The organism is Streptomyces sp. NPDC094143, from assembly GCF_040303825.1.
Lineage (GTDB): Bacteria > Actinomycetota > Actinomycetes > Streptomycetales > Streptomycetaceae > Streptomyces.
In genome coordinates this window covers 300,063-319,418 of the sequence record NZ_JBEOTZ010000005.1, presented here as the reverse complement: position 1 = coordinate 319,418, position 19,356 = coordinate 300,063, and the positions used below count along the sequence as shown (strand labels likewise).

The window sequence follows — 19,356 nt, the reverse complement described above, 5'->3', positions numbered from 1 at the left end:
GATGAGTACAACGTCCACCGCACGGCACGCCGGAGACCCCGGCCCGGACACGGGCCCCGACGGTCGCGGCGGTCACGGCGGTCGTCTCGACCGGATCGTGCGCTCTCCGCTCGGCTGGATGCTGACGGGCCTGGTCGGCGTCGGCCTGGTCTCGGGCCTGACCGCCACCGGTCCTGGTCCGGTTCCGGTGCTGGGCGCGGTGGCCGCGGTGGCCGTGTACTGGCTGGTCATGCGCCGTGTCGCGCGGCGCTCGACGCCGGAGATCGCACGGCGGGGAGCCGGCCGGGAGGCGCTGCTGGGCGGGGCGATCGGCCTGGGTTTCGTTCTGGCGTCCACCTTGCTGATCACGGCGTTCGGAGGCTACTCGTTCTCTTGGGCGGGCCATGGCTTCATGGCGGTCGTCTGGTCCGCGGTCATGGTGCAGCTCGGCACCGCGGTCACCGAGGAGTTGCTGTTCCGCGGTCTGGCGCTGCAGGCTCTGGAGCAGCTGTGGGGCAGCCGGGCCGCCATCGTGATCACCGGGATGTTCTTCGGCATCGCCCATCTGGGCGCTCCGGGAGCCAGTGCGTGGAGTGCGCTGGCGATCGCGTTGGAGGCGGGCGTGATGCTCGGCGCCGCGTTCCTGTGGCGGCGTAGCATCTGGTTCGTCGCGGGTCTGCACTTCGCCTGGAACACCACCGAACAGCTGCTCGGCATCCCCGTCTCCGGGCACACCTCCGAGGGTCTGTTCACCGTCGATGTGCATGGCTCGGTTGTGCTGACCGGCGGTGGCTTCGGCATGGAGGCGGCGCTGGTGTCCGTCGTCATCGGTGTGTTGCTCGCCGTCCGGATGTTCGTCCTCACCCGCCGCGGCGGGCGTCTGCTGCCCCGTCGGCCCGCACGACACACTCAGGCCGGCTGACCGGAGGAAACGGTAGTGATGTCCCCTCAGGCGCCCTGCAGCCGTGCGCTGCTCCGGGCGCCGCTCGACTGGTGGGAGGAGCGGGACGCCTTCCTCAAGGACGGTGTTCTCGCCCTGCTGCTGGCCCTGTTGGCCTTCGTGCCCACCCTGTCCAACATCGGAGCGCAGATCGGGGATCTGCCCGAGCGGCCGGCGAGCGCGCTGGGTGTCGGGCTGATTCTGGCCCAGACCCTGCCGCTGGCGGCCCGCCGGCGGTGGCCCGCGGGTTGTCTGGCTGTCGTCGCGGGCGCGTTCGCCGCGTATCAGGCGCTGGGCTTCGCGACGACGTTCGGGAGTCTGGGGCTGTATCTGGCCCTGTACTCGGCCGGGGCTCACCAGGTCCGCTTCCGCCGTGGTCTGGCGGGCGTGGTGAGTGCGGGCTACGCCGTGCTGGCCCTCGTCCTGGACCGCCTCGGCTCACCGCAGGGCATCGCGGACTATCTCGCGTTCTATCTGACTCTGGCCGCGTTCCGGCTCGTGGGGAGCACCGTGCGCACACGGCGGGCGGAAGAGGAGCAGCGGCGGCGGCTGGCCGCCGAAGTGGCCGCGGCCGCGGAGCGGGCACGAATCGCCAGCGAGCTGCACGACGTGGTCACCCATCACGTGACGGCCATGGTGGTGCAGGCGGACGCGGCACAGTTCCTGCTCACCTCCGCACCGGACAAAGCCGGCGAGGGACTCTCGGCCGTCAGCGACACCGGCCGTCGGGCGCTGACAGAGCTGCGGTACCTGCTCGGCGTGCTGGAGGCGACCGGCGAGTCAGCGTCCGCGGACCCGGCACGGGCGGACCTGGCACCCACCCTGGGACGGCTCGGGGACCTGGTCGAACAGGCCCGCAGGTCGGGGCAGCCGGTCGAGTTCAGCGAGCAGGGCGAGCGGCGAGCACGGTCCGTGGACGTGGAGCTGGCCGCGTACCGGGTGGTGCAAGAGGCGCTCACCAACGCGATGAAGTACGCCGCCGGGCAGACGACACGAGTCCTGGTCCGGCACGGCGAGGAGCGCATCGAGATCAAGGTGACCACCGACGGGCCCACCGCCTCCCCGGCACCGGCACCTGCCCTGCGGAAGCGGAGCCCTGCGGGCGGGCGTGGGTTGGCGGGGCTGCGTGCACGGGTGCGGATGGTCAATGGTGAACTGGGGGCCGGACCCCGACCCGAGGGCGGGTTCGTGGTCCACGCCACGATCCCGTCCCATCCCGCACCGGAGTGACCCCGTGAGCGATGCGCCGCCACCGATCCGTGTGCTCGTCTGCGACGACCAGGCTCTGGTGCGCACCGGCTACGTCACCATCTTCTCCGCCCAGCCCGACATGGAAGTCGTCGGAGAGGCCGAGAACGGGCACGAGGCGGTCCAGGCCGCAGGACGCCTGCGTCCCGACGTGGTGGTGATGGACATCCGGATGCCCCTGCTCGATGGCATCCAGGCGACCCGGCAACTGGCCGGTCCCGACGCCGAGGCACCGCCGAAGGTGCTGGTCGTCACCACCTTCAACGTCGACGCCTACGTCTACGACGCGCTGCGTGCCGGGGCCAGCGGCTTCCTTCTCAAGGACGCGCCCCCGGCGGAGCTGGTCAACGGCATCCGGACGGTCGCCAGGGGCGAGGCCCTGCTGGCCCCCGCCGTCACCCGCCACCTCATCGGCCACTTCGCCGAACACCTGCGCCCGGCCGAAACTTCCCGGCCGGCCAGGGAGGACGTAGTGCGGGCACTGACCCCGCGCGAGTTGGAGGTGCTCCGGCAGATCGCCGAGGGGCTGTCGAACGCGGAGATCGCCGCGAAGCTCTTCATCACCCCCGAGACCGTCAAGACCTACGTGTCGAGGATCCTGGCCAAACTCGGCCTGCGCGACCGGGTCCAGGCCGTCGTCCTCGCGTACCGGGTCGGGCTGGTGTCCGGGGGTGAGTAGTTGCGGTACAGAAAGTGCCGCTGGGATCCCGGGCCGTGTGGGACGGCGCCGGTGGTGAGCTTTGCCGAACCGCCGGGCCCTGGTGCGTGTCATGCACGCGCGGCATCACCTGCTGGAACTGGAGACAACGCAGACTGCTCCGGCCCGAGTTATGGATTTCGATGGCTGTCAGCGACAACCGGCCGAACGAGGAGGGATGAACGGAGTGAGTGCTCACTCGTTGACGGAGTGAGCGCTCACTCCGTAGGCTGACGCTCATGACGGCACCCAAGGGAAACCCGACCACCCGCCGCCGCGCCCCCGCGATGACGCCGGAAGAGCGCCGAGCGATGATCATCCAGACCGCGATCCCGCTGATCGCCGAGTACGGGGCCGCGGTGACGACCGCGAAGATCGCCCGAGCCGCGGGCATCGGCGAGGGCACGATCTTCCGGGTCTTCGCCGACAAGGACGAGTTGCTGCAGGCTTGCATCGCCGAGGCGCTCTCCCCCGAGCACGCGGTCCGCGAGCTCGACGCGATCGACACGTCCCAGCCGCTGCCCGACCGGCTCGCGGAGGCGGCCGAGGCGCTGCAGGCGCACATGTCCAGGATGGGCGCGATCCTCGGCTCGCTGAGGCATCGCGGCGGCAAGCACCCCGGCACGGTGCGCGGTGCGGGCCGCGACGAGTCGACGACCCGTATCCGCGCGGCCCTCGCGGAGCTGCTGGAGCCCGACCAGGCCGCCCTGCGCCGGCCGCCGGAGCAGATCGCGGCCCTCTTCTTCGGACTGCTCTTCACCCAGCCACGCACAGAGAACGAGCCCGACCTGACCCCGCGGGAGCTGGTGGAGTTCTTCCTGCACGGCGCGCTCTCAGGGGGCGCCAAGTGAGCGCCCGCAGAAGGCGCCTGGCGGTTACAGCCCTGGCCGTCCTGGCCCCCGTCCTGGTATGGCTGGTCACGGACCCACTGCTGGGGCACCGGCTGCAGATCGCCGACGGCAATCAGACGCTCGACATCGGCGCCGTGCCCGTGGCGATCGCCGCACTGCTCGCCTCGCTCTCCGGCTGGGGACTGCTGGCCTCCCTGGAGCGGTTCGGGGTACGGCGCGCCCGCGCCATCTGGACCGGGGTGGCCGGCGCCGTACTGGCCGTGTCCTTCCTGCCGTTCATCGGTGACGGCATGGACGGCGGCACCCGGGTCTCTCTCGCTCTGATGCACCTGGCGGTGGCGGCAGTGCTGATTCCGGGGCTGGGCGGCAGGTCCCCCGGAGCGGCAGCCGGTGCCGCCAGGGGGTGACCGCCGCCGTCACCGGGTACGCCGCGAACGGCAGCGGAGGGAGACAGCCCTGCTGAGCGTCGCGCGGCTGAATGACCGTCACAGACCCGACCGCGTCGAGCGCTGAAGAGTGATTTCAGGTGAGGTGGGGTCGGGATCCCCCACGAGAAGTCGACGCCGCTCGTTCGCGACGTCAGTCGGCGACGATGCCGCGGGCGCTGAGGACCTTCCGCAACTCGGAGCCCAGGAACTCGGAGCCGAGGACGCGTTGGAGGTTCGGAAGCAGCACCAGGTCGTCGAGGGAAGCGACGTCGAACAAGTCGTCCTCGCCGTCCCAGATCGGGGCGCACTCCTGGTACACCTGGTTACCGCCGTCCATGCACAGCTCCTCGACGCCGGCCAGGAGTTCGTCGCTGATCTCCAGGGATGAGAAGTAGCTGCGCGCCTCGGGAACGATCTGGTACGCCAGGCCGTGCTGCTGCGCGTACTCCCAGGGTGTGTCGCTGAACCCCTTCTCCTTGAGAAGATCGGCGAGGCGGAACTTGGGCGTGAGCGTCTCATCGATGTACATCAACTGCTCGACGACGATGAGCTTGAAATTGAAGTCCTTGAAAGTGGCCATGCACACAACCTAGGTGGCACCGCTGACACCAAGACCACCGCGGCCTGTCCAGCGGGCAGCGCCACCACCCCGCTTGCCGTCATAACCTGCGTCCCGTCGGGGGTACGGCCTGGTCGAGGGCGCCGTCGGTGAAGCGTACGAAGGGGCCGACGCGACGGCCCTGCATGCGCACACGGAACCAGACCCGATGCCATCCACCAGCGGCCGCAGACGACCTGCGCGTACGGCATCCGCCGGTGATGCTTTCGCCGTCGGTTCGTTCACCGTCGCCGTTCACGGCCAGCGCCACGCGCTGATCCACGAGGACATCCCGTGCCCCGACGACGTCGGCTACCTCACCGACGGCGGAATCCTCTACCACCCTGGCGATGCCTAGTTCGCCTAGTTCGTCCCGGACGCCTCGGTGCACACCCTCTTGCTGCCGACGAGCGGCCCCTGGACCACGGCGTAGCCCGCGATGGCCTCGTCCGCCCCCTTGACGCCGGCGCGGCGCAGGCGTCGTCCGATGATGACGGCCGGTTCCGCTTCACCTTCGACACGGGCCGCGGTGAGGAGGCATTCGCCGCCGACGCCACCATCTCCGATCCCCTGCCCGACACCCACGCCCTGTGGCAGGACTTCTCGTCGGGCTGCAGGAAGACCGGACCCGCAACGTCTTCGGGGCGACCCCGTTCACCGCTTCCGGCTTGTTCCGGATCACCTTCGGCGTGGCCGACCGGCCTACCGCTGGGTGAAGCGTCCGGTCACCGGCGTCTGCCCGCGCGGCGAAGTGCCCAGGCCCTCGAAGTGCCCAGGCCCCCAAAGGGGCCAATGGGAGCCCCCGGGCAAAGCACAGTCCACTTGTACACGTTGATTGCATGACGCGCACAGGATGCACGGATCAGCAGCAACTACGCGACTGCCTCCCCCTCCTGGCCCGCCTGACCGCCCGCCTACGGACCTGATCGGCCGGTGACCGTGAAGCTGGGCGGCCGGATGAGCCGGCTGACGGCGTCGAGAACGAGACGGTACTCGTCAGCTGGCCCGGAGACCGACCGCGAGCGTCAGTTCGAGGACCCGGTGTGGCGATGCGAGATCCGGAAACAGCTCCCGCAGCTGGGACATCCGGTAGCGGACTGTCTGGGGATGGACGAACAACGCCGCCGCCACCTCGTCCCGCCTGCCCTGGTGCAGCAGCCACGCCCGCAACGTCTCCTCCAGCCGGCGTGCGGTCGCGACGGGCAGCGTCCGCAACGGTGCGAGGGCTCGGGCACGCAGGTCGGCGAACGCGTCCGCGTCCGCGCTCAGCACCAGCTCGGGCAGGTGGTCCTCGGTGTCGCGAATATCGCAGGAGAGAGAGCGAGCGCGTACGGCTCGTGCGTACGAGGCGGACGCACGAGTCCACGGCCGGGCCGGGCCTGCCACGGCGGAGCGGTCGGTCAGCTGCCGCAAGAGATGCGACCGGTCGGCATCGGGGACGAGCAGCACACCGGTGGCGTCCGGCAGATCGTCCAGGACGAGGGTGCTCGGGTCGAGCGCCCGGTAGGCAGGCCGGGCCTGGACGGCGGGCAGCAGGACCGCGGTCAGCGAAACCGGAGGCTGCCACCCGGCCCGTTGAGCAGAGGCCAGCAGCACGTCCGGGCTCGCGCCGGCGAGGAGGTCGCGGGCCAGGTGCTCCAGGTGGCGCTCCTGGGCCCTGCCCCGGGCGGCCAGTTCGTCGGCGTGGCCCGCGGCGCTCGCGGCGGAGAGCTCGTCGATGTAGGCGAAGGTCAGCTCGGCGAACTTGGCGACCTCGGCGGCGGGCAGACCCGCGGCTACCGCACCCGCTGCCAGGCATCGCCAGGCCACGCGGGCGCCGACGCGGTAGGCGCTGAGCAGGGCGTCCATCGAACGGCCGTCGCGCACCTCGCCGCGGCCCAGCTCGTAGGCGGCGTCACCGGCGTCGCCGCCCGTCGCTTTCCCGCTCGCGAGGTCCAGGTAGTGTCCCAGGGCGGTGCGGACGGCTCGGCGGATGGTTCCGCCCATGCTGCCCGAAAGGGCGTTGGCGTAGGAAGGGACCTCGTCGATGATCGCCTGGACGACCTCGTCGGCGGTGGTCTTCAGCGCGGCCCGAAGTGCGGTGACCTTCGTCTCGTCCAGGGCCAGTTCGCTGGCCCTCTGGATTGCATGGCTCACTTTTTGTTCCCTGCGAACAATTCGGCCGATCAGATTTACGTCCTGCGGTCAGGACTTTACGCCCTGAAGCACAGCAAGCTGGAGGCATGACGAGTTCAGCCCTCCGCAGCAGGGCGTGGAAACTGCTGGAGATGGTCACCACTCCGCTGCTGCCGTCGGACTACCTCGACCTGGTCAGCCCGCTGCGTGCGGGCGCTGACTTGCGCGGGCGCATCGAGGCCGTGCACCCCGAGACGGGTGACGCCGCGACCATCGTGATCAGACCGGGACGGGACTGGCGCGGCCACACGGCCGGTCAGTACGTGCGGATCGGGGTCGACGTCGACGGGGTGCGCCTGTGGCGTGCCTACTCCATCACCTCGCCGACAGACCGCCGGGACGGCCGCCTCACGATCACCGTGAAGGCGATTCCGGACGGCAAGGTCAGCAACCACCTGGTCCGCAGGGCGCGACCGGGCACGCTGATCCAGCTCGACCAGCCGACCGGTGACTTCGTGCTGCCACAGGCCAAGCCCGCAAAGGTGCTCTACCTGACGGCCGGCAGCGGCATCACGCCCGTGATGGGCATGCTGCGCGACTCCGAGTTCGACGACGCCGTCATGGTCCACTGCGCGCCACGGCCGCAAGACGTGATCTTCCGCGACGAACTGCACGACCTGGTCGCGGACAAGAAGCTGCGGCTCACCGAGGTGCACACCGACACGGACGGCATGCTCGACATCGCCCGTCTCGACGAACTCGTGCCCGACTGGGCCGAGCGCGAGACCTGGGCTTGCGGGCCCGCGGGTCTGCTCGACGCCGCCGAAAAGCACTGGGCCGGGCACGGCGTCCAAGAGCGCCTGCACACCGAACGCTTCCGCCCCAGCGTCGTCGTCGCCGGCGACGGTGGCGAGGTCACGTTCAGCGCCACCGGCAAGACCGTCGACGCAGACGGTGCCACGCCGTTGCTGGACATCGGCGAGGAGGCCGGAGTGCTCATGCCCTCCGGGTGCCGTATGGGCATCTGCTTCGGCTGCGTCACGCCGCTCAGGGCGGGTGCCGTCCGCGACCTGCGCACCGGCGAGATCACCGAGGCCGAGCCGGGCGTCCTCATCCAGACCTGCGTGTCCGCCGCGGCGGGCCCCTGTGACATCGAACGGTAGGAGCACTTTGACCGCCATCGACCCCACTGCCCACCTGACCGCGGAGCAGATCGAGGAGCTCGGCCGCGAGCTGGACGCCATCCGCGACGAGGTGATCGCCAGCCGCGGCGAGAAGGACGCCGCCTACATCCGCAAGGTCATCTCGGCGCAGCGCAAGCTCGAGCTGGTCAGCCGGGGCGTGCTCCTGTTCTCGATGTTCCCGCCCGCGTGGCTGATCGGCACCGCCGGTCTGTCCGTGGCGAAGATCATGGACAACATGGAGATCGGCCACAACATCCTGCACGGTCAGTGGGACTGGATGCGAGACCCGAAGATCCATTCCACCACCTGGGAATGGGATCACGTCTCGCCGGCCGACCAGTGGAAGCACTCGCACAACGAGCTGCACCACGCGTACACCAACGTGATCGGCAAGGACAACGACCTCGGCTACGGCATCATGCGCGTCGACGAGGACCAGAAGTGGCACCCGTTCCACCTCGGCCAGCCGCTGTGGAACTTCCTCAACGCCTGCTTCTTCGAGTACGGCATCGCCGCGTACGACCTGGAGCTCGGCAAGAACCTGCACAAGCGCCGCCGCAAGAACCCGGAGTTCCGCGCGCGGGCCAAGGCCGTCGGCCGCAAGATCCGCAAGCAGGTGCTCAAGGACTACGTGATCCACCCGCTGCTGTCGGGCCCGTCGTTCCTCCCCACGCTCGCCGCCACGTTCACCGCGAACCTGGTCCGCAACATCTGGTCCCACTCGGTGATCATGTGCGGGCACTTCCCCGAGGGCGTACAGGTCTTCGAGCGCCGGTCGATCAAGGGTGAGACGCGCGGCCAGTGGTACCTGCGCCAGATGATGGGCTCGGCGAACATCAGCGGCAGCAAGGCCATGCACTTCATGACCGGCAACCTCTCGCACCAGATCGAGCACCACCTGTTCCCGGACCTGCCGAGCAACCGGTACGCCGAGGTCGCGGTGAAGGTGCGCGCGCTGTTCGAGAAGTACGAGCTGGAGTACGTCACCGGGCCGCTGCCCAAGCAGGTGTTCTCCGCGTGGCACAAGGTCTTCCGGCTCTCGCTGCCGAACAAGAAGGCCGACAAGAAGGCCGAGGTCACGACGCCGGACCGTGAGCGGGAGCTCGTCGCGGCCTGATTCTCGCTATGGGCGGATCTCCCGCCCGTACCGCGGCACCGCCGGGTCCGGTGATACCCGGTTGCGGACGGTGGGTGATCGCCACGTCCGGCTGCGCTGCCTGGGCGTGCGCCGGACCCGGGGCCGTGACCTGACGGTGCCGACCCCGGGCTCGAGCTTCCCACCACTCGGGCAACGCGGTGCCCGTCACGGTCAGAGCAGGGTGTACACGCTGTCGCTCACCCGGCTCCGGCGTGGTGGCCGGGTTCCCTTGAACCATGTCACCCAGGACTGCGGGAGGGCGTCGCGGTCCAGGACGAAGTCGTCGAGCACCAGGCAGTCGATGTCCGACCTCAGGAAGCACAGCAGGGCGTCGACGGGGGTGTGGACGATCGGTTCTCCCCGGAGGTTGAACGACGTGTTCAACAGCAGCGGGCAACCCGTCCGGTCGGCGAACGTGCGGATGAGGCGGTAGAAGCGCCCGTTCGTCGCCTCGGTGACGGTCTGTACGCGGGCCGACTTGTCCACGTGGGTGATGGCCGGCAGCGCCAGCGGCGACACGACCTCGCAGGTCTCCAGCATGAACGGCGACTCGTGGTCGAGCCGGAAGTGCTCGTGCGCGTGCTCGGCCAGCACGGCGGGCGCGAACGGCCGGAACGCCTCGCGCATCTTGACCGAGGCGTTGATCCGGTCCCGTGTGTCGTCGCCCCGTGGGTCGGCCAGGATGGACCGTCCGCCGAGCGAGCGGGGCCCGAACTCCTCCCGGCCGTGGTACCAGCCGATCACCTTGCCCTCGGCCAGACGCCCCGCGACGGCATCGAGCAGTCCCGCCTCGTCCCCGCGGAAGTCGGCGAAGGGCCGGCCGGCGTACGCGCCGAGCAGCCGGGCGATACCGTCGGAGTCCGTGCCGGAGCCGAGGAGCACCGAGGTCAGCCGGTCCTGTCGGGGCCGCTCCCCGGTCAGGCGCTGGTGGGCCACCGCCGCGCACCCGAGACTGCCGCCCGCGTCGCCGGCGGCCGGCTGCACGAACACCCTGGCGAAGGGGCCCTCCTCGACGATGCGGCGCACGGCGACGACGTTGAGGGCCACGCCTCCGGCCATGCACAGGTTCTCGCTGCCCGACATGCGGTGGGCCTTGTCGACCATGCGCAGCAGGGTCTCCTCGGTCACCACCTGGATGCTGCGCGCGAGGTCGTGGTGGACCTTGTCGATCTCCGACTCCGGCACCCGCGGCTCCACGCCGATCAGGGACGTGAAGCGCTCACCGAGCATGCCGTCCGGGTTGGTGAAGTCGAAGTAGTCCAGATCGAGCCGGAACGACCCGTCCTCGGTGACATGGATGAGCCGGCCGATCTCGTCCCGGAACCGCGGTTCGCCGTAGGGTGCGAGCCCCATCACCTTGTACTCGCCCTCGTTCACCTCGAAGCCGAGGTAGCCGGTGACCGCGCTGTAGAGCAGGCCCAGGGAGTGCGGGAACTCGACCTGGTCGGTCAGTTCGAGCGACGCGCCCCGGCCGATCCCCCAGCTGGTGGTGGCCCACTCGCCGACGGCGTCGACCGTCAGCACGGCGCTGTCGTCGAATCCGGAGAAGTAGTAGGCGCTCGCGGCGTGGGAGAGGTGGTGGTCGACGAACTCGATCCGCCCCTGCCAGCCCAGCAGGTCCCGGATCTCCCGCAGCGGCCGGTCGGCGTCCAGGCGGTACAGGGCGCTCGTGCTGCTGTCGGGGAAGGCCGGCAGCCCGGTCCACAGCTGGCGGTGGAGCTTCTTCGCCGGGTCCTCGTAGTAGGCCACGCAGTCCACGTCGGTGATGCGCAGACCGGCTTGGTCCAGGCAGTCGCGCACGGCGTCGATGGGCAGGTCGGGATCCTGCTTGCGCCGGGTGTAGCGCTCCTCGTGGGAGGCGGCCACGAGCCGGCCGCCGACCAGCAGCGCCGCCGCCGAGTCGTGGAAGTGGGCCGAGATGCCGAGGACCACGGGTCCGGCGGGCTCCGGGGTACGCGGGTTCTGCACGCTCATCGCGGGTCTCCCTGTCCGGCGGTGTGCGGCTCCGCCATCGCGACCGCGATCTTCCGGTCGCCGGTGAAGGACTCCCGGCCGTGGCTGGACAGCATGTTGTCCACCACGAGGATGTCGTTCTGCTGCCAGTCGAAGCGGACCCGGCAGTCCGCGTAGCAGCCGCGCAGGTGGTCCATCACGTCGTCGGGGATGCGTCCGCCGTCGCCGTAGTACGTGTTCGTGGGGAGGCCGTCCTCGCCGAACAGGGCGAGCAGGCCCTCCTGGACGTCCTCCGGGAGCGTGGTCACGTGGAAGAAGGTGATGTGGTTGAACCACACGTCCTCGCCGGTGCGCGGGTGGCGGTGCAGCGCGTCCCGCACCACGCGGGTGCGCAGCCCGTCCTCACCGGTCCACTCGGGGATCAGGCCGTGCTCCTTGCAGTAGGCCTCCACCTCGGCCCGGCTGTCGGTGCCGAACACCTTGGGCCATGGGACGCCGAAGTTCGGGTGGTAGTTGCGCACCAGACTCCAGCGCCGGCGCGCGAACTCCTCCCGTACGGCGGGGTCGATCGCCGCGTACAGCCGCCGGGTGTCGGCCAGCGGCGTCGATCCCAGCGTCTGCGGCGCACGCAGGCAGTAGAAGTACAGCGTCATCGGCCAGGTGTCCTGGTAGGAGCACTCGTTGTGGAGGAAGATCTCCTCCTCGGCCGGGTGGTCGGTGGACGTGTACACGTTGCCCTGGATCGAGGTGCGCGGTGAGGAGGCCTCGGTGTAGGTGAGCGTCTCCCCCGACAGCGCGTTGACGGTCGACTGCAGTCCGTCGACGCCGGCGATGTCGAAGCCCCGGAAGAGGAGCGCTCCGTGGGTGTGGAGCGCCGAGCGGAGTTCGTCGCGATCGTGCTCGATGAGGTCTACGAGGTCGGTGGTGGAACCTGCTTCCACCACCAGCGGCAGCGCTGCCGACGCGGACATACGGTCTCTCCTGACATAGCGGTGTTGCGGGCGGGCAGGGGGTCGGACGGGCCGGTGCGGGACGTCCGGGGCGGTCACCGTCGCCCCGGTGGGCCTCAGGGTCCGTCCGTGATCCGGTCCGCCGGACGGGCTCCGGCCGTCTGGTCGAGGAAGGGCGCGTCCGAGGGTGACAGCGGCCGCAGGTCCGTCACCCAGGTGGCCTGCGGGTCGAACCGTGCGAAGAACGGCCGCCCGACCACTTCCGGGTCCCTGGCCTGCAGGTAGCGCAGTGCGAGCGCGGACTGTCCGGCGATCTGGGTCACTCCGTCGACGACGACTTTGCCTCGGGTGGCGGACATGGACGGGCCGCGCACCGTGCGCGCCAGCCCGGTCACGGACGACAGGGCCTCCCGGTAGATCTGCCAGGCGCGGACGAGCGGAACCTCGAAGTACTGGCGCGGGCCGGTGTCGCGCTCCACGAACATGTAGTAGGGGACGGCGTCGAGGGCGACGGCGCGTGTCCACATCTCCTGCCAGACGCCGGCGTCGTCGTTGATCGACCTGACCAGGGGCGCCTGGGTGCGGATCACGGCGCCCGTCGACCGGATCCGCTCGATCGCGCGCCGCACGGGCTCGGGGTGGAGCTCGCGGGGATGCGTCACGTGAGCCATCACCGCGAGGTGCCGGCCGCGGTCGCGGACCTCCTCGAACAGGCGCAGCAGGTCGTCGGCGTCCTCGTCGTCGGTGAACCGGTAGGGCCAGTAGGTCAGGGCCTTGGTGCCGATCCGGATGTTCCTGATGTGCTCCAGTCCCGGGGCGAGGAAGGGCTCGAGCGCGCGCCGCAGGTTGTCGGTGCGCATGATGAGCGGGTCGCCGCCGGTCACCAGGATGTCGGTGATCTCGGTGTGGTGCCGCAGATAGGCGGCGAGGGCGTCGGCGTCGTCCTTCTCCGCGGCCATCTTCAGCTCGGGCACGCCGACGAACTGTGCCCAGCGGAAGCAGTAGGTGCAGTACGCGTGGCAGGTCTGGCCCTGACGCGGGAAGTACAGCAGCGTCTCCTGGTACTTGTGCTGCACGCCCGAGAGCCGCTGCCCCTGCCAGAGGGGGACGTTCTGGTCGGTCTGGCCCGCCGGGTGCGCGTTCATCCCCGCGCGGATCTCCCGCACGGCGGGCGCGAGACGAGCGGGGCCCGCCTCCTCGCGCAGCAGGTCGGTCACGGTCTTCAGCTCGTCCGCTGCCAGCATGTCGGGCTGCGGGAAGACCAGCCGGAAGAGGGGGTCGTCGTGCACGTCGTCCCAGTCGATGAGCTCGTCGACCACATACTGGTTGGTCCGGAACGGCAGGACCGCGGCCACGGCCCGTATCTGGAGCCTCGTCTCGGCGTCCGCCCCGCACCGGTCCAGCAGCGCGTCCAGATCGCGTGCGGAGTACGCCCGGAAGCGCGGCGGGGTCACGTCGTTCATCCGCGCTCCTCGTCCTGGCCGGCGGTGCCCGGCGCGACCGCGCGGGCGATCTCCCCGGCCGTGACCGCGGCGTGGGAGGGCTGGACCAGGGTGAAGTGGTCGGCGCCGGGCACGGTCCGGGTCCGCACCGGCGTGCCCAGTGCCTCCTCCCAGCCGAGGGTCGGGGACGTCCCCTCCGGCCGCGTCTGGTCACCGGCGAGCAGCAGTGTGAGCCGGGTGTCCCTGAGGCGGGCGCGCCGCATCCGGTAGTCCACGAGCGCGGTGGCGTTGGCGTCGAACACCGTGAACCTGCGGCGCAGCGACTGCTGCTCCTCGCCGGCCGCCGGCCGGTCGCCGCTGAGCAGCGCGGTGTCGACCCTCTCGCCGGTCATGCGCTCCAGATCGCGGGCGAAGGACGCCGCCCGGTCGGCGTCGGGTCCGGCGAAGTGCTCGAAGGCCTTCGAGCCGGGCGCGTAGCTGTCGAGCAGCACCAGGGAGGCGGTGCGCACCCCCTCGAAGGAGAGCTGGCGTGCCATCTCGTAGGCGACGGCGCCTCCCATGGACCAGCCGGCGAAGTGGTACGGACCCTCGGGCTGCACCTTGAGCACCTCGTGGAGGTAGGCGGCCGCCATCTCCTGGACCGAGGTGAACACGGTGCCGCCGTCCAGGCCGGGCGAGCGGACCCCGATCACCGTGAACTCGGCGGGCAGCGCCGACGCCACCTCCCGGAAGCACAGCACGTCGCCGCCGATCGGGTGCACGAGGAACAACCGCGGTCCACCCGCGGCGCCCTGGCGCAGGGTCAGCAGCAGCTCGCTCCCCTGGTCGTCGGACTCCTTCCGCAATTCGCGCACGGATGCGGCCAGACGGTCGACGCGCGGGCCCTCCAGGAGCTTGCGCAGCGAAAGCGACAGGCCGGTCTTCTTGCGGATCCGGGTGAGCAGGATGGTGGCGAGCAGTGAGTGACCGCCGACGGCGAAGAAGTCGTCGGTGACACCGAAGTCGTCGTGGCCGAGGAGTTCGGACCACATGGACCGGATCAGGGTCTCGGTGTCGTCCCGGGGCGCGACACGCTCCTGCGCGGCCGGGGACGAGGCGCCCCGGAGGGAGGAGCGGTCCAGCTTGCCGTTGGGCAGCAGAGCGAACCGGTCGACGAAGAGGAACAGCGAGGGGACGACCGCCAGCGGCAGCCGCTCGCGCGCGTGGCGGCGCAGTTCCTCCGTGGTCAGGGCGGAGCCGGGCGAGCGCACGACGTAGGCGACGAGCGAGCCGTCCGCCTCCTTGTCCGCCTCCACGTGGACCTGGCGCACCTGCGGATGGGTGGTCAGCTCGGCCGCGACCTCCGCGGGATGCACCCGGACGCCGCGCACCTTGAGCAGGTCGTCGCTGCGCCCCTCGACGTGGATCTCGCCGAAGGCGCCGACCACCGCGAGGTCTCCCGTGTGGTAGACGAGGTCGTCCGGGTCGTCGGACAGCGGATTGGGGCGGAAGTTCGAGGCCGCGCGGGCGTCGTCGAGGTAGCCCAGGGTCCGGTACGGCGTCCGGATGACGATCTCGCCGCGTTCGCCGGGGCCGCGGACGGAGCCGTCCGCGCCCAGGACGACCGCCTGGGCGCCGGGCAGCGGGCGGCCGACGGGCACCGGTCCCGCGTGCTGCTCGGCCGTCACCCGGTGGAACGTCTTGATCATGGTCGTCTCGGTGGGCCCGTAGAAGTTGACGACTTCGGTGTCCGGGCCCAGCAGCCGCTCCCGCAGCTCCTGGACGAGCCGGCCGGTGAGGGGCTCGCCCGCGAGGCAGAGCAGCCGCAGGCCGGCGAGGGGCGCGGTGGTCCGGTCGGTGTCCCGCAGCCAGGACGCCACCACGCTGGGTGTGGTGTGGACGATGGTGACGCGCTCGCGCGCCAGCCAGTCCACCATCCGTGCCGTGTCGTCCAGGGCGCTCGCCGGCGGCAGGCACAAAGTGGCCCCCTGGGTGAGCGGCACGAAGACGTCGCGCAGGACCGCGTCGAAGGAGAGCGTGGTCAGCTGTGCCACGCGGTCCCCGGCGTGCACGCCGAACTCCTCGGTCTCCCAGTCGATGAAGTGGTCGAGTCCGCGGTGCGATCCGACGACCGCCTTGGCCTCGCCGGTCGTGCCGGACGTGAAGAAGACGTACGCCGCTTCCAGGGGCCGGGCGGGGACGGGACCGAGCGACTCGTCCGCGCTCTTGGCGAGCTCCTCGAAGGTCAGGCGCCGCACGGTGGCGTCGCCCGGTACCTGCGTCGCGGTGGACGGCTCGGTGAGCAGGATCTGCCGGACGCCGGCCTTGGCCACCATGGCGGCGCGCCGCGGCTGAGGCAGACCGTCGTCCAGGAGTACGGCGGTGGCGCCGGCGCCGAGCGCGGCGACGAGGGCAGCCACGGTGGCGGGCGACTTGCCGCCCAGCACACCGACGCGCTGCCCCGCCTGAAGCTGCTGCGCGGCGCCCGCCACCGCGGCGGCCAGCTGACGATAGGTCACCTCGCCTTCCGCCCAGGAGATGGCGACGGCGTCCGGGGTGGCTGCGGCCCGGCGCCGGAACCGCTCGGCGACGGGGACGAGGTCCCGGGCGGGAAGCGGTTCGGCGAAGGGGTGGCCCGCGCGGCCGGCGTCGGCCAGCGGACTCGTCGGCTGCTCGGCGGCGAAGCGGAGCAGACGCGTGAACCGCTCGCCGAGCGCGGCCGCGAACTCGGCCTGGACCGTGTCGGCGTCGTACTCGAAGTCCAGGACGGTGCCCGCCTCGGCGGGGCGCACCACCACGGTGAGGTCGAACTTGGCCGTCGGTGCCGTGCCGGAGCCGTCACCGGCGTCGGCGACCACATCGACGGGACGCAGCAGGGCGGCCTCGCGCGGCAGTTCCTCGCGCGGCGGCATCCTCAGCATCACGGAGAACAGCGGGCTGCGGTCCCCGTCCCGGGCGGCGGCGACGGCCTCCACGACCTGCGCGTACGACACGTCCCGGTGCCCCGACGCCTCGACGAGCGTCGACCTGACCCGGCCGAGTGCCTCCTCGAACGTCGGGGCGCCCGCCATGTCGAAGCGGAAGGCGTGCGTCCGGACGAAGAACCCGATGACGTCCTCGAACTCCTCCCGATCCCGGCCCACGCTGTCGCTGCCGATGACGACCCGGTCCTGCGCCGCCGCCCGGGACAGGGCGTAGGCGAGGACGGTCATCATCGCCATGTACTCGGTGGCCCCGGACTTCGCGCACAGCTCGGCGAGGCGGTCGGTCACCTCACGGGCGACCGGGACGCGCAGCACCCGCGCCTGGTGCGGCCGTTCGCCGGGCACGGGACGTCCCCACGGCACGTCCGGGGCTGGGGTGTCGGCGAGCAGGTCGCGCCAGTAGGCCAGGTCGGCCTCGGCGCGCTCGCCGGTCGTCCGGCGTGCGCGCCAGGCCGCGTAGTCGCCGAACTGGAGCCGGGACGTGGCGCCGTCCAGGTGCGTGTGCCGGTCGGTGCCGGCGAGCAGCTCGTCGACCTGCTGCGCGACGAGGCTCCACGACACCCCGTCGCAGCACAGGTGATGGACGGTCAGGCCGACGAGGAGCTCATCGTCCGCGACGCGGACCGTCCGGATCCGCACCAGCGGGCCGGCGACCAGGTCGAAGGCGTCGGCCGCCGCCTTGGACAGGGCGGCCAGGCCCGACGGCCGGTCGGTCACGGCCGGCAGGGCGGTGAAGTCGACGGCCGCCTCGCCCACGGACTGCACGGGGCGCCCGTCGACCTCGCGGAAGCGCAGTCGCAGCGCCTCGTGGCGGCGGCACACCGTGAGGAACGCCGTGCGTACGGCCTCCTCGTCGAAGCCGGCGGGCAGCCGGAACACGCCGGCCATGTTGTAGGCGGAGCTGTGTGGGTCCAGCTGCTGGAGGAACCACAAGCCCTCCTGCTCGGGGGAGAGCGGCTGGTCGGCCTCGCGCGGGACGGGCACGGGCGCCGGTTCCTCCTCGGCCTGGGCGCCCTCCCGCAGCGCGCCGTCCACGGCCTGAGCGAGTGTGGCGATCGTCGCCGACCGGTACAGGGTCGGCAGGTTCAGGTCGGCCTCGAACGTCCGGCGGATCCGGGCGAGGAGCCGGGCCAGCATCAGCGAATGGCCGCCGAGATCGAAGAAGTTGGCGTGCCGGGAGGTGATCTCCTTCTTGAACACCTCGGACCACAGCTCGGCGACGCGCCGCTCCGTCGCGGTCCACTCGCCCTCGTCCGCCGCCTCCTGCGGCAGTTGCCCGGCCGTGTCGTCGGGGTCGGGCAGCGCGGACCGGTCCAGCTTGCCGTGGCCGGTGAGCGGCAGCCGCTCCAGAAGGACCACCTGGGCCGGGACCATCGCGTTGGAGCCGGCCGCTGCCACGTGCCGCCGTACGGCGGAGGCGTCCACGCCCGCGCCCTGGGCCGGCACGACGTAGGCGACGAGGGCGGGACCGTCGTCCCCGGCGCGGACCACGACGGCCGCGTCCTCGACCTCCGGCATGCGGGTGATCACCGCGCCGACCTCGGCCGGGTGCACGCGGACGCCGAGGATCTTGACCTGGTCGTCCACCCGGCCGTGGATCTCCAGGTCGCCCTGGGGGCCGATGCGGCCCAGGTCGCCGGTCCGCTGCACGAGGTCGGTGGGGTCGTCGGGGTTGAGCGGGTTCACCTCGAAGAGCGGGGCCTGACCCGCGGCCGGGCGCCAGGTGCCCCGGGTGAGGTGCGGGGTGCGGATCAGCACGTGACCGGGTTCACCGACGCCGCACCGCCGGCCGCGGTTGTTGACCACGAGCAGTTCGGCGCCGTCGATGGCCTTGCCCACGGGCAGGATGCCCTCCGGGACCTCGCCGTCGGGAACGGGGTACCAGGACTTGAGGATGGTGGCCTCGGTCGTCCCGTAGAGGTTGACGAACCTCGTGCCGGCGTCACCGGTCGTCTTCCGCCAGCGGTTGACGAGGCTGCCGGCGAGCGGCTCACCGGAGAGGCAGATCAGACGCAGCGCTGGGAAGCCCGCACCGGCGGGCTGTTCGGCCAGCAACGCGGACAGCACGCTCGGCACCGTCTGCAGGATGGTCACCTCGTCCTCGCGCAGCCATGCGAGCACCCGCGCCACATCGACGAAGGGCCGGTCGGTCGGCGGGAGGCACACGGTGGCGCCTGCGATGAGCGCCGGGAACAGGTCCTTGAAGACCGCGTCGAAGGTCAGCGCGGCCGTCTGGGCGACGCGGTCGCCCGGGCCGATGGCGAGGGCCTGCTGTTCCCACGCGCAGAAGTGGACGAGCGCCCCGTGCCAGCCCAGGACACCGCGGGGCTCGCCGGTGGTGCCGGAGGTGAAGCACACGTACGCGTCCGCGGCGGCGGCCACGACGGGCAGCTCCACGTCCCCCGCCGTCGACCGCTCCAGCTCGGCGAGGCGGACCACCGGCGTGGAGCCGGTGCCCGCCGCCCACGTCTGGTCGGTCGTGTCGACGAGCAGCGACGGGCGCGCCCGTTCCAGCACGTCACGCACCCTGCCCTCCGGCTGGGTGACGTCGATCATCACCAGGACCGCACCGGCCCGCAGGACACCGAGCATGGCGACGACGGTCTCCGGCGACCGGCCACCCCGGACCGCCACCACGTCCCCCGGGGTCACTTCCCGTGTCCGCAACGCCCGAGCCGTCGCGCGGAACCGCTCCACGAGCTCCTGGTACGTGTGGGACCGCGCGCCTCGGACCAGTGCGACGGTCTGCGGAAGCCGGGAGGCCGTGGCCTCGATCAGGGCGGGGACGGTGGTGCTCTCGACCAGGTGCCGTGACGGCGTCGTCGACGCGGTGGGGTGGTCGTCGGCGTACGTCATCTGAGTGTGAGTCC

15 protein-coding genes are annotated in these 19,356 nt (G+C 71.3%); 8 read left to right on the top strand and 7 right to left on the bottom strand.

Annotated elements, in window-relative coordinates:
- Position 1: 1 nt before the first annotated feature.
- The 5 genes from ABTZ58_RS09525 to ABTZ58_RS09505 all read left to right on the top strand — a co-directional run bounded on the left by ABTZ58_RS09525 (position 2) and on the right by ABTZ58_RS09505 (position 4,122).
- Positions 2–901: a CPBP family intramembrane glutamic endopeptidase gene (locus ABTZ58_RS09525; RefSeq protein ID WP_351352647.1), complete on the top strand. Its 900-nt coding sequence runs from the start codon at positions 2–4 to the stop codon at positions 899–901.
- An 18-nt stretch (positions 902–919) separates the two neighbouring features.
- Positions 920–2,149 carry a sensor histidine kinase gene (locus tag ABTZ58_RS09520; protein ID WP_351352644.1) on the top strand — a complete coding sequence of 410 codons (1,230 nt, stop codon included), beginning with the start codon at positions 920–922 and terminating at the stop codon, positions 2,147–2,149.
- A 4-nt stretch (positions 2,150–2,153) separates the two neighbouring features.
- On the top strand, positions 2,154–2,846 hold the full coding sequence (locus tag ABTZ58_RS09515) for a response regulator (RefSeq protein ID WP_351352641.1): 693 nt from the start codon (positions 2,154–2,156) through the stop codon (positions 2,844–2,846).
- Positions 2,847–3,103: 257 nt separating this feature from the next.
- Positions 3,104–3,715, top strand: coding sequence for a TetR/AcrR family transcriptional regulator (locus tag ABTZ58_RS09510; RefSeq protein WP_351352638.1), 612 nt, complete (start codon positions 3,104–3,106; stop codon positions 3,713–3,715).
- Positions 3,712–4,122 (top strand): DUF6069 family protein, encoded by a 411-nt coding sequence (locus tag ABTZ58_RS09505; protein ID WP_351352635.1) that lies wholly within the window; start codon positions 3,712–3,714, stop codon positions 4,120–4,122. The genes ABTZ58_RS09510 and ABTZ58_RS09505 overlap by 4 nt, the downstream gene beginning before the upstream one ends.
- A 172-nt stretch (positions 4,123–4,294) precedes the next feature.
- Here the strand turns inward: ABTZ58_RS09505 and ABTZ58_RS09500 are convergent, their stop codons facing one another.
- Positions 4,295–4,723 (bottom strand): DUF6892 domain-containing protein, encoded by a 429-nt coding sequence (locus ABTZ58_RS09500; protein WP_351352633.1) that lies wholly within the window; start codon positions 4,721–4,723, stop codon positions 4,295–4,297.
- A 187-nt stretch (positions 4,724–4,910) separates the two neighbouring features.
- Between ABTZ58_RS09500 and ABTZ58_RS40145 the strand changes: the two genes are divergently transcribed.
- Positions 4,911–5,099, top strand: a complete 189-nt coding sequence (locus tag ABTZ58_RS40145) for a hypothetical protein (protein WP_502996036.1) — start codon at positions 4,911–4,913, stop codon at positions 5,097–5,099.
- Positions 5,100–5,104: 5 nt separating this feature from the next.
- On the opposite strand, the gene ABTZ58_RS09490 is transcribed toward ABTZ58_RS40145, so the two are convergent.
- Both ABTZ58_RS09490 and ABTZ58_RS09485 read right to left on the bottom strand, forming a co-directional pair.
- Positions 5,105–5,326: a hypothetical protein gene (locus tag ABTZ58_RS09490; RefSeq protein WP_351352631.1), complete on the bottom strand. Its 222-nt coding sequence runs from the start codon at positions 5,324–5,326 to the stop codon at positions 5,105–5,107.
- 411 nt (positions 5,327–5,737) lie between these two features.
- On the bottom strand, positions 5,738–6,877 hold the full coding sequence (locus ABTZ58_RS09485) for a PucR family transcriptional regulator (protein WP_351352629.1): 1,140 nt from the start codon (positions 6,875–6,877) through the stop codon (positions 5,738–5,740).
- An 86-nt stretch (positions 6,878–6,963) separates the two neighbouring features.
- Between ABTZ58_RS09485 and ABTZ58_RS09480 the strand changes: the two genes are divergently transcribed.
- Together ABTZ58_RS09480 and ABTZ58_RS09475 are read left to right on the top strand one after the other, a co-directional pair.
- Positions 6,964–8,019 carry a ferredoxin reductase gene (locus ABTZ58_RS09480; protein ID WP_351352626.1) on the top strand — a complete coding sequence of 352 codons (1,056 nt, stop codon included), beginning with the start codon at positions 6,964–6,966 and terminating at the stop codon, positions 8,017–8,019.
- Positions 8,020–8,026: 7 nt separating this feature from the next.
- A complete protein-coding gene (locus ABTZ58_RS09475) occupies positions 8,027–9,157 on the top strand; it encodes a fatty acid desaturase family protein (RefSeq protein WP_351352623.1) in 1,131 nt (376 codons plus the stop codon).
- 192 nt (positions 9,158–9,349) lie between these two features.
- Here ABTZ58_RS09475 and ABTZ58_RS09470 read toward each other — a convergent pair whose 3' ends face one another.
- The 4 genes from ABTZ58_RS09470 to ABTZ58_RS09455 all read right to left on the bottom strand — a co-directional run bounded on the left by ABTZ58_RS09470 (position 9,350) and on the right by ABTZ58_RS09455 (position 19,342).
- Entirely contained in the window at positions 9,350–11,152 is a 1,803-nt protein-coding gene (locus ABTZ58_RS09470; RefSeq protein WP_351352620.1) for a carbamoyltransferase family protein, read from the bottom strand.
- A complete protein-coding gene (locus ABTZ58_RS09465; protein ID WP_351352617.1) occupies positions 11,149–12,102 on the bottom strand; it encodes a TauD/TfdA family dioxygenase in 954 nt (317 codons plus the stop codon). Before ABTZ58_RS09465 ends, ABTZ58_RS09470 begins: the two co-directional genes overlap by 4 nt.
- A gap of 95 nt (positions 12,103–12,197) precedes the next feature.
- Positions 12,198–13,544, bottom strand: coding sequence for a KamA family radical SAM protein (locus tag ABTZ58_RS09460; protein ID WP_351352614.1), 1,347 nt, complete (start codon positions 13,542–13,544; stop codon positions 12,198–12,200).
- On the bottom strand, positions 13,541–19,342 hold the full coding sequence (locus ABTZ58_RS09455) for a non-ribosomal peptide synthetase (RefSeq protein WP_351352611.1): 5,802 nt from the start codon (positions 19,340–19,342) through the stop codon (positions 13,541–13,543). Before ABTZ58_RS09455 ends, ABTZ58_RS09460 begins: the two co-directional genes overlap by 4 nt.
- Positions 19,343–19,356: the final 14 nt, after the last annotated feature.